Raw genomic sequence first — 8,677 nt, 5'->3', positions numbered from 1 at the left:
GGGGCGCCAGTCTCTCCGGGCCGGTCCCGACGTCCCCATGTTTGGGGATATGATGGATGGTGATGGCAGGAAGGGCGCTGGATTGCGCCGGGCCATTTTGTCCGCTTCAGGTTTCGAACAGCTTCTGCTGCTCGGCCCAGGATGCGGGCAACTCGGCAAGCCGGGAGAGCTTGTGGGCGGTGAGATCGGCCGGCTGGGTGCCGGCGATAATCTTGTCGACGATCGAAGGGGCCAGGAAGGCCAGGCGCAGCGCACGCCCTACGTCCGATCGATCGACGTTGTTGACCGAAGCGATGTCGCTGATGGTCCGGCCCGAGCCATCGGTCAATTGCGTGAGATAGTGATGGGCTCTCCGGATCAACCCGATCAGCGTTGCATCCGGCGCCGCGGTGCGCTGGCTTTTCTCCGAGAGAACGATCCGTGTTTCCTTGCCACGGCGGCGCAGGGCAATGGGGCACCCGATGTCGATACCGTCGCGAGATGAGGCTGTGGACCGGTCGGCGTTCCCAGGCTGGTGGCCCAGCGCAGCAGCCAGCGCCATCGTGTCGATCAGGATGACCATCCGCGCCGCGGTGAGCTCAATCCGAGTGATGAGCGTGCGGATCGTCGCGCGCTTATCTTGCGGGCTGGCTTGACGATAGGTCAAAGCCAACTTTGAAGCCTCTTTGATCAGAGCCGGAATGCTCGCGGCGGGAATGCGGCCCTCAACGAGGTTGGCCAGCCGCCGGGGGTCGGTGAAGAGGCCTAGCAGGTTCATCTCGAACGCCTGTTCGATCTCCCGCGCCGGCAGTCGCCAGCCGCGCTCATCGCTGCGCCCGCGCTCCTCAACGAGCGCTTTGGAGACATAGTAGCGATAGCGCATATCGCCCCGCCTGGTGTGGACGGACCGAAGCCTGGTGCCGTTCTCGTCATGGATGAGACCGGTCAGTAGATGCAGATCGGTTGCGTTGGTGGCAGATTTTCGAGCCGGAGCCTGAGTGGCGAGCAGGCGTTCGGCCCGCGCAAACGTCTCGGGCTCGATGATCGCCGCATGCTCGCCTTGGTGGATGACGCCCTTGTGCCTGACCTTGCCGATATAGATCGGATTGGAAAGCAGGTGATAGAGATGGCCCCGGCTGAAGGTGCGGACCTGCGGATCGGGGTCAGCTTCGCTCACAGCGATTGCGATTGATCTTACCTGACCGTCTTGGCCTTCCTGTCTCTCGCTTGCTGTGCTGGTATCTGCATCCGCCAAAGCTGCACCCTTGCGATCTGGGCATCTTCTCGCCGGAAAGCGCTCGGCATTGGCCTCGGCCACCAGCGCGCGCACCGACCCCAGTTCAAGATAGCGGCCAAAGAGATAGCGCACGATCGTCGCTTCGCCCTCATCGATTCTGAGCTTGCGGTCTTTTGCGCGATAGCCCAAGGGGACGGCGCCTCCCATCCACATGCCCTTGCGCTTGGAGGCAGCGATCTTGTCGCGGATACGCTCGGCGGTAACCTCCCGCTCGAACTGGGCGAACGAAAGCAGGACGTTCAGCGTCAGCCTGCCCATGGAGGTCGTGGTGTTGAACTGCTGGGTGACGGACACGAACGAGGCCTTGGCGCCATCTAAGATGTCCACGAGCCGCGCGAAGTCGAAAAGCGACCGGGTCAGCCGATCGATCTTGTAGACCACCACCACATCGACCTTTCCATCCCTCAGGTCGGCAAGCAGGCGCTTGAGACCGGGGCGCTCCATCGTGCCCCCCGATATGCCGCCATCATCATAGCGGTCAGCGAGCAGGCGCCAACCGAGCGAGCCCTGCGAGACGATATAGGCCTCGCAGGCTTCACGCTGGGCATCGAGGGAGTTGAACTCCTGCTCGAGCCCGTCCTCGGTAGACTTCCGGGTATAGATGGCACAGCGCAGGTGTGGAGGGGCGCTCATAGTCCAAAGAACCTCGGGCCCGACCAGTGCGCGCCGGTGATGCGCTTGGCGACTGCGCTGAGCGAACCATAGACCCGCCCGTCGAACACGATGCCCTGGTCGGTCACGTCCACCACATGCATGCGCCCGTTCCACTCGCGCATCAGCCGCGTGCCGACCGAAGGAGCCGGCGTCTTGGCCTTGCGATCGGGTGCGCCATCAGAGGCCGACATCGCATCTGCACCCTGTCGAGCCTTCCCGCTATCAGCCTTTCCAAAGCGCTGCCTGGTCCGTGCTCCCCCTTTTCCCCTGGTCCCAAGCGCAACTCTCGCCGATGAGGACAGTCCACCGAGCTTGCCGGCCTGTAGATGCCAAGCAGCCGAGCGTTCCAAAAGCGGCCTGTTGATCCCCTTGGGCGGCGCACAGCCAAAGGCCTTCTTCCATCGGGCGATGAGGTCTTCGCGTGAGAGGGCGCCGATGGCCGCGACCTCCTGCTCCAATTGGTCCGAGGCGCGCATGGCGCTCACACCGCTTTCGCATCGACGTTGACGTGATAACGTCGGACGCCCTGTTTGGTGACCTCGCTGGAAAGCTCGAGGGCCATCTTCTTTCTGACCGTACCCGAAAGAAAGCCGCGCACCGAGTGGACCTGCCAGCCGGTCGTCTCTTGCAGCTCGGCGAGCGAGGCGCCGGACTTGCGGCGCAGGTGTTTGAGCGCCGCCTCGGACTTGGAGATGCGCGGGCTGGCAGATGCCCCCACTGCCTTCACTGGACCCGACCGCCGGGTGACGTCATGGGATGCGCCGGGCTGGGGAACGCGGCTATCAGGCGCTTCTGCTGCCTTCGCCTCGGGCCCTGGTCCCGCAGCCTGCTCGGTTCCCTCACCAGCGACAGCGTCGTCCGCATCGCGCTCGGCTGGCTTTTGTTGAGTGTCGGTCGCGCGCGCCAGCTGACTGGCCTCACCGACACCAATCTGCTCTTCGGCCGCAGTCTTGGGCTCGTTCTGATCTTCGCGCGTCTGGTTGATTGTGTGCGTCATCGCTTGGCTCCCTTGCCTCAGCTGCGGGACGATCCCGCGCCGCTACCAGGGCAAGCCCGGCACCAGGCCAGGCACACAGCCCACTGCAGCCTCTCCCCGCCGCAGCACCCTCACCAATGCTTGCCGGGACGCCGAAGTCGAGCGGGAATGAAGGGCAAGGGCGTTGGGCCAATGCTGGGCGCCGGAAGGCTGGATTGGGGCCGTTACCGGACTGTCAGGATTTGGCTGCCAAGGACCGGATAGCTGCCATTGAATGCAGGCTGATTCAAGCGACGGCTTCCGACCCCTCGGAGATGAACCAAAGGTTTGAGACGGGGGTGGGCGTGATTTACGGGCCAAATGCAGTCAAGGCTGATCCGGACGACAGTGCCTCAATTATCAGCCTTCACCCATCGTTCGTGTTCAGTAGCGATGAGATGCACAGTCCGCACGCCTTTCCAAGCCTCGACCAAAGCGTAAAGTTGATCCGCGCTATGCTGGCTGCGCGCTCGCATGCCGGACTGCCGCAAACGCATGACGATCTCGCGATCGATGGGCCTCCCCGGACCAGTATTACAACTATAAAACCGTCTCGCTCCGAGCGGCTTGTGTTCGGCCGATGGCGTCGATCAATGTGACCTCACTAAACGGCTTGGAAACCACAACCACATTGTCAGGCGCATCAGATAGCTCGCCATAGCCCGTTGCGATAATGATCGACATGGACGGATCAATCTTGCGCACTCTCCTGCACAGCTCAATCCCCACCATGCCCGGCATTGCTTGATCAGTAATGACCAACTCGAAGGGACCCTGCGTTTGCAGCGCCTCGAGAGCCTTACTCCCGGACGGTGCTGAGACCACTTCATGTCCAAGCTCGGCGAGAATATCTACAGTGTTCATCAGGACCAATGCATCATCGTCCACCGCAAGAATGCGTAGCGGACGGACATTTGCGGGTTGCCGGTTTTCCTGCTCGGTTGAGGGAATTTCCAACGCCGGGGCAATGGGAAGCAAGATCTCGGCCGTCGTGCCTTGTCCCAGTTGGCTATTTAGGACAAATGCTCCCCCAGATTGTGCAGCAAAGCCATAGACCATCGAGAGCCCCAGCCCCGTGCCTTTGCCTATGCCCTTGGTCGTAAAGAACGGCTCGCGTGCTCTCGCAAGTATCTCAGGATCCATTCCCGTGCCAGTGTCGGAAACCGAGACCGATATATAGTGTCCCCGGGCAAGGTCGTCGGTATCGGCGTTGTGCACGCGCGTCCCGACGACAATGGAGATGGTCCCTCCATCAGGCATGGCGTCTCGTGCATTTACCGCCAGATTGAGCAATGCCAACTCAAGCTGGTGGGCATCAACAAGTGCTCGGGGGAGGCCATCTTCGACCTCTGTGTGTATGGGCGTCTCTGCTCCTATCGAGCCTTTAAGCAGACCTTCCATTCCCCGGATCAGGCTGCCCATGTCCACCGCCTCGACATGCAAATCCTGCTTGCGGGCAAACGCGAGCATCCGCTGGGTAAGCGACGCGCCACGCCTGGCGCCCTCAAGCGCGTTACTCACTAGCCTCTCTGCCCTCGGATCGGAGGGCAGGCGCTTCTGTAACAGCTCGAGATTGCCGAGAATGACGGCCAGCAGATTGTTGAAGTCGTGGGCCACTCCACCAGTCAACTGCCCGATAGCCTCCATCTTTTGCGCCTGAACCAAGGCTTCTTCCGCGCGCTTTCTGGCCGTGAGATCAATGAGACCCCCGACGATGTGCATGGTGCTACCACCGACGTCTCGCTCAACGCGTGAGGTGGAGACCACAGAGATGGTAGAGCCGCTCTTTGTGCGCAGCTAGTATTCCCGAGCCACTGGGCCGCCCTCCGACAGCAGTGCCGGCCAATCTATGGTCTGACGCCGCACCGCCGATTCCTCGGTCATGAATTTTGTCATGGGCTGCCCGACCACCTCTTGCCGGCTGTAGCCGAGCAGATCGAGCCAGGCGTCGCTCACCTTTTGAAGCTGCCCCTCGAGATCAAGAGCGTGTAAAGGCAGCGGCGTGCGCCGATAAAGGGCGCGGAACTGTTCCTCGCTACGCCGCAGGGCCAAGGACTCGCGCGCCGCCAGATGTACGAACTGGCGATCAAACATTGCAGCAATTATCGCCAGGAAGAGGATGAACAGCGTGACTGCCGCCACCACGAGCGCCAGGTTGGTTTGGCCGATACTTGATGGAGCGTGAGTGTGGCCCGCACCCGAGAGTGGCGTGAATACCGCCGCCTGCATACCCGCATAGTGCATTCCAGAAATTGCGATGCCCATTGCAATGGCTGCAATGCCCTTCAGCAGCGGCGATGCCTGCCTGAATGCAAGCCAGAGCGCTGCGATTGATGCGCCGATTGCAATGAAGATCGATACGGCAACCCACGTCAGATTATAACTCAAAGACACAGGCATGCGCATAGCCGCCATGCCTGTGTAATGCATGGCGGCGATGCCGCCGCCCATGAGCAGACCGCTAGCCAGCAACGAAACGCCGCTGTTAGACCGACTCACAATCGTAAAGCCGGCTCCGGTTACAACCACCGCCAGCGCAAATGAAAAGGCGGTAAGGCCCGGATCATAGTACGCTTCCATCCCCGGCATGCTGTGGGCGAGCATGGCGATGAAGTGCATGGACCAAATTCCGCCGCCCATGGCAAGAGCCGCAGCGCCCAACCAGACGCGTGGCCATGTTCGCTGATTGGAAGCGTGAGTGCGGCCAGCCAAGTCGAGAGCGGTGTACGACGCGACAATTGCAACGACTATGGAAAGGACGACAAGGAGGTTGTCGTGCGTACCGTTGATCAACGTCCGCTCCTTAGGGACAATAAAATGCGCGTCTGTGTTAGCACAAGTTCACGTACTGCGAAGCGCCAAGGTGCTCCTGCAACAAGTAAATCTGGCGCCTAAGCGGCTAGACGGCGTTCAAGGTCGCGCGCCCCGGCGCCGGTCAACGGCGATGCGAGGTGACAGGGCCAAATGACGAGTATGTCAGGTAACAGGAAACAGCCTTGGCTACGCCGGTAAGGTCATACAACCAAACGTCCGCTTTCAGGAACTTGCAAGTCGGCCCCTGAAGACTGGACGGGGGGGCGCGTCCTCGTCACCGGTCGATTTGGCGAGCTGAGCAGCAGGGTCCGAGACGATCTTGCTGGGCCAACATACGATAAGGAGCTGTACAGGATTTACATGGAAAACAAGCTGATCCTGTTGAGACGCTTTTTTGCCTTCCGCAGGGCTCAGGGGTTACATCGGCCACGATTTTCTTCGGTGGCCGTGGCGTGTGGAGGACTTGGTGCGGCTGGCCAACCTGGCGCACACGAAGCCATTCTTTGGGAATCGAAACGGAAGCAAGACCACATAGTCTGCGCGAAAGGCCCCTATCGGCATAGTTTCACCTCTCACCAATGCAGGCCCGCCAAGTTCGGAGGGCTCAAGGGCTGCATGTTTGGGAAGCAGCGAACTATACCCCTGCCCATTGGTAAAGGGGCCGCCCTTTTAGGGATGGCCCCTCCGGGGGCGGTGGGCGTCAGCATCCGCGTTCGGAATCTCCGTCGGCCGGCTCCACATTGATGTGCGTAGGCTGGCTGCGTGGGCCGCACACGAACACCAAGAGGTAGGCCTCACCGGGGCCAAAAGCGCCGGACAGCACACCATCGGTCCAATTGTCACGCTCACCCCGGGCGTAGAGCTCGGGGATTTGGGCGCGAAGTTCGCGGCTAGCGAAGAACATGTCGCTCTGGTCATCGGCCTGGCGGATGCCGAAGCGGTGGAAGTTGGCGCGGTCTTGCTGAAGCACGGCGCCTGGTGAGGACAGCCGTGCGCCCGAAGAGTTGTGTCGGTCGGCTTCGGCTATCGTAGCATAGTAACTATCCATGACCTGGGCCGAGGCGGGAACGGCGAGAGCGCAAAAAAACAACCCAATGATGGCGGTACGCAGCATGAGAAGGCCTCTCTGTACTAACCTGTCGTCAATGGTTAGCACGGGTGTGTAGTGCCGGAAAGGCCGGGCGCTGCTTGCGCAGGGTCATTGTCGCGAGCCGCGCTCGCTACCTTGAGTGTCACGCGCCGGTGGCGAGGGTAGCGTTGCATGTGGCGAATAGCTCGGCGACCGGACGATGGATCGAAGCAGTTGGTCCCAGGGGACTTGTTCTTCCAGAGAGATAGCAAAACTGCGCTGGTTGAGCTTCCTGCTACCGTTCCCATTGGCGACAGGCTGCTGTCGACCCCATGCCGGCCATCCCGCGGGGGATGCCTTCACCTCAGCAACGGCGCAATTGGGGCCGGTATCGGACTGACCGGTTTTGGTAGAATCGGTCGATAGGCGGCCATTCAGCTGCCGACGCCATTCCGGTCCTTGACCGCCTTTTTGGCGCGGCTTAGAAACGGACAGGTAGCAAAAGGAGATTTATGCGCAGAGGCTTGTGATTTCGACCGCAATTTGCGGCTTCACCTGGCACCAACATTGGTTGCCGGACCTTTTTTGCATATCTCTTCTTTGGAATTCCCATGACGAACTATGACGTTGTAGTCCGGCCCTATTCGCCGGAAAGCGATTTGAAAAAGCTGTCGCGCATCTGGCTCGATGCATCCCTGTTGGCTCATCCATTTATCGGCGAACAGCGTTTGCTGGAGCAACGAGCCCTGATCGAAGATCAATACCTACCCAACGCCGAGACGTGGGTGGCATGCGTGGGTGGCCAACCCTCCGGCTTCATCAGCCTGCTGGACACTTTTGTTGGGGGCATTTTCGTTTCTCCCCAACGGCAGGGGCTTGGTATCGGACGCCAGCTCATCTCATTTGCCCTGTACCTCAAGGGTCAACTCGAGCTTGAGGTCTACACTGACAATCGGCAGGCCGTTACTTTCTATACGAGGCTCGGTTTTCAAGAGCTGTCGCGCCGTCGCCTTGATGATGAAGGCTACGCTTTCGAAAATGCACGTCTGCGCTTGACCGGCTAGGGGTTAGTCGGGCGGCGAAACCGCCGCCCGACTAACATGGTCCGTTGAAAAACCCAAAGCTGTCAGTCCGCAAACCACCCCAGTTCGGTCATCCACGCGAAGATCCCGCCATCGGCACAACCGCGAGATCGGGGCCGGAAGCTGACAGGCATATTTCCAATTAACCAAACGGCAAAACGGACAACAACTTGGCTGGCAGACTGATCAAGACGTCGGTGCCATCGCACAGAAGTCCACTCTACGAATGTCCATGCCATGAAAAGGGCCGTACGATTTTTCGTACAGCCCAGATTGCTCATTGCGGACAGAATTCAGGAGACGGCGTCCTTGTTGACCCCGCCCTTCATGGCGATCGCCGTCATGCGGCGGTCGCCGTCGTAAGTCTGATCGAGGCATTTTTTCAATACCGCCGCGTCACCGTCCAAACCGAGGCGGTTGGCGAAGGCGGCCAGGGTCCCGTAACCTGCAAGTGCGTAATGTACCATGCGCTGATACTGCGGGATGATGGCTGCATCGCGCACGTCAGCGTCCGTGATCTCGTCGGACAAGCCATGCGCGCGCGCTTCCTTCACGAGGCCTTCCATACCCTTGCAATGCTCGGCGTTCGGCTTGATGCCGTGGTCGTTGCACAGCTTCTCTATTTCGGCGATGCCATCGGCAATACCGTTGCCGCCATCGATCAGCGCCTCGGACAATTCCTCGTCTTGGGCGGCGCGGCCGAGTTCGGTCACGACGGGCAGGGACTGGGTGTTGGCGCTCCAGATGTCCTGCAGCTGGTCGAGGTA

Annotated in this window: 8 protein-coding genes; 1 reads left to right on the top strand and 7 read right to left on the bottom strand. The window is 60.6% G+C overall.

Features of this window, described 5'->3' with window-relative positions; all coding sequences use genetic code 11:
• Nucleotides 1-106: 106 nt before the first annotated feature.
• From EO136_RS16035 to EO136_RS16010, 6 genes are all read right to left on the bottom strand, one after another.
• Nucleotides 107-1,909 carry a recombinase family protein gene (locus EO136_RS16035; RefSeq protein WP_127143080.1) on the bottom strand — a complete coding sequence of 601 codons (1,803 nt, stop codon included), beginning with the start codon at nt 1,907-1,909 and terminating at the stop codon, nt 107-109.
• Nucleotides 1,906-2,406, bottom strand: coding sequence for a DUF2924 domain-containing protein (locus EO136_RS16030; protein ID WP_127143079.1), 501 nt, complete (start codon nt 2,404-2,406; stop codon nt 1,906-1,908). The genes EO136_RS16035 and EO136_RS16030 overlap by 4 nt, the downstream gene beginning before the upstream one ends.
• 5 nt (nt 2,407-2,411) lie before the next feature.
• The gene (locus EO136_RS16025) at nt 2,412-2,927 is read right to left on the bottom strand and encodes a DUF3489 domain-containing protein (protein ID WP_127143078.1); all 516 of its coding nucleotides are present in this window, start codon (nt 2,925-2,927) and stop codon (nt 2,412-2,414) included.
• 558 nt (nt 2,928-3,485) lie between these two features.
• A complete protein-coding gene (locus EO136_RS16020) occupies nt 3,486-4,667 on the bottom strand; it encodes an ATP-binding protein (protein WP_127145407.1) in 1,182 nt (393 codons plus the stop codon).
• Nucleotides 4,668-4,742: 75 nt separating this feature from the next.
• Nucleotides 4,743-5,738, bottom strand: coding sequence for an MHYT domain-containing protein (locus EO136_RS16015; RefSeq protein WP_127145406.1), 996 nt, complete (start codon nt 5,736-5,738; stop codon nt 4,743-4,745).
• 721 nt (nt 5,739-6,459) lie between these two features.
• Nucleotides 6,460-6,873, bottom strand: a complete 414-nt coding sequence (locus tag EO136_RS16010) for a hypothetical protein (RefSeq protein ID WP_127145405.1) — start codon at nt 6,871-6,873, stop codon at nt 6,460-6,462.
• A 566-nt stretch (nt 6,874-7,439) separates the two neighbouring features.
• On the opposite strand from EO136_RS16010, the gene EO136_RS16005 reads away from it, so the two are divergent.
• On the top strand, nt 7,440-7,892 hold the full coding sequence (locus EO136_RS16005) for a GNAT family N-acetyltransferase (RefSeq protein WP_127145404.1): 453 nt from the start codon (nt 7,440-7,442) through the stop codon (nt 7,890-7,892).
• Nucleotides 7,893-8,203: 311 nt separating this feature from the next.
• On the opposite strand, the gene EO136_RS16000 is transcribed toward EO136_RS16005, so the two are convergent.
• A partial coding sequence (locus tag EO136_RS16000; RefSeq protein ID WP_164730526.1) for a ferritin-like domain-containing protein occupies nt 8,204-8,677 on the bottom strand: 474 nt, incomplete at its 5' end.

The organism is Pelagibacterium montanilacus, from assembly GCF_003992665.1.
In the GTDB taxonomy this organism is placed as follows: Bacteria; Pseudomonadota; Alphaproteobacteria; order Rhizobiales; family Devosiaceae; genus Pelagibacterium; species Pelagibacterium montanilacus.
This window is presented reverse-complemented; position numbering and strand designations above follow the sequence as displayed.

Coding starts and splice junctions, on each gene's coding strand:
- EO136_RS16035 (WP_127143080.1), bottom strand. CDS start 1,909: ATGAGCGCCCCTCCACACCTGCGCTGTGCCATCTATACCCGGAAGTCT.
- EO136_RS16030 (WP_127143079.1), bottom strand. CDS start 2,406: ATGCGCGCCTCGGACCAATTGGAGCAGGAGGTCGCGGCCATCGGCGCC.
- EO136_RS16025 (WP_127143078.1), bottom strand. CDS start 2,927: ATGACGCACACAATCAACCAGACGCGCGAAGATCAGAACGAGCCCAAG.
- EO136_RS16020 (WP_127145407.1), bottom strand. CDS start 4,667: ATGCACATCGTCGGGGGTCTCATTGATCTCACGGCCAGAAAGCGCGCG.
- EO136_RS16010 (WP_127145405.1), bottom strand. CDS start 6,873: ATGCTGCGTACCGCCATCATTGGGTTGTTTTTTTGCGCTCTCGCCGTT.
- EO136_RS16005 (WP_127145404.1), top strand. CDS start 7,440: ATGACGAACTATGACGTTGTAGTCCGGCCCTATTCGCCGGAAAGCGAT.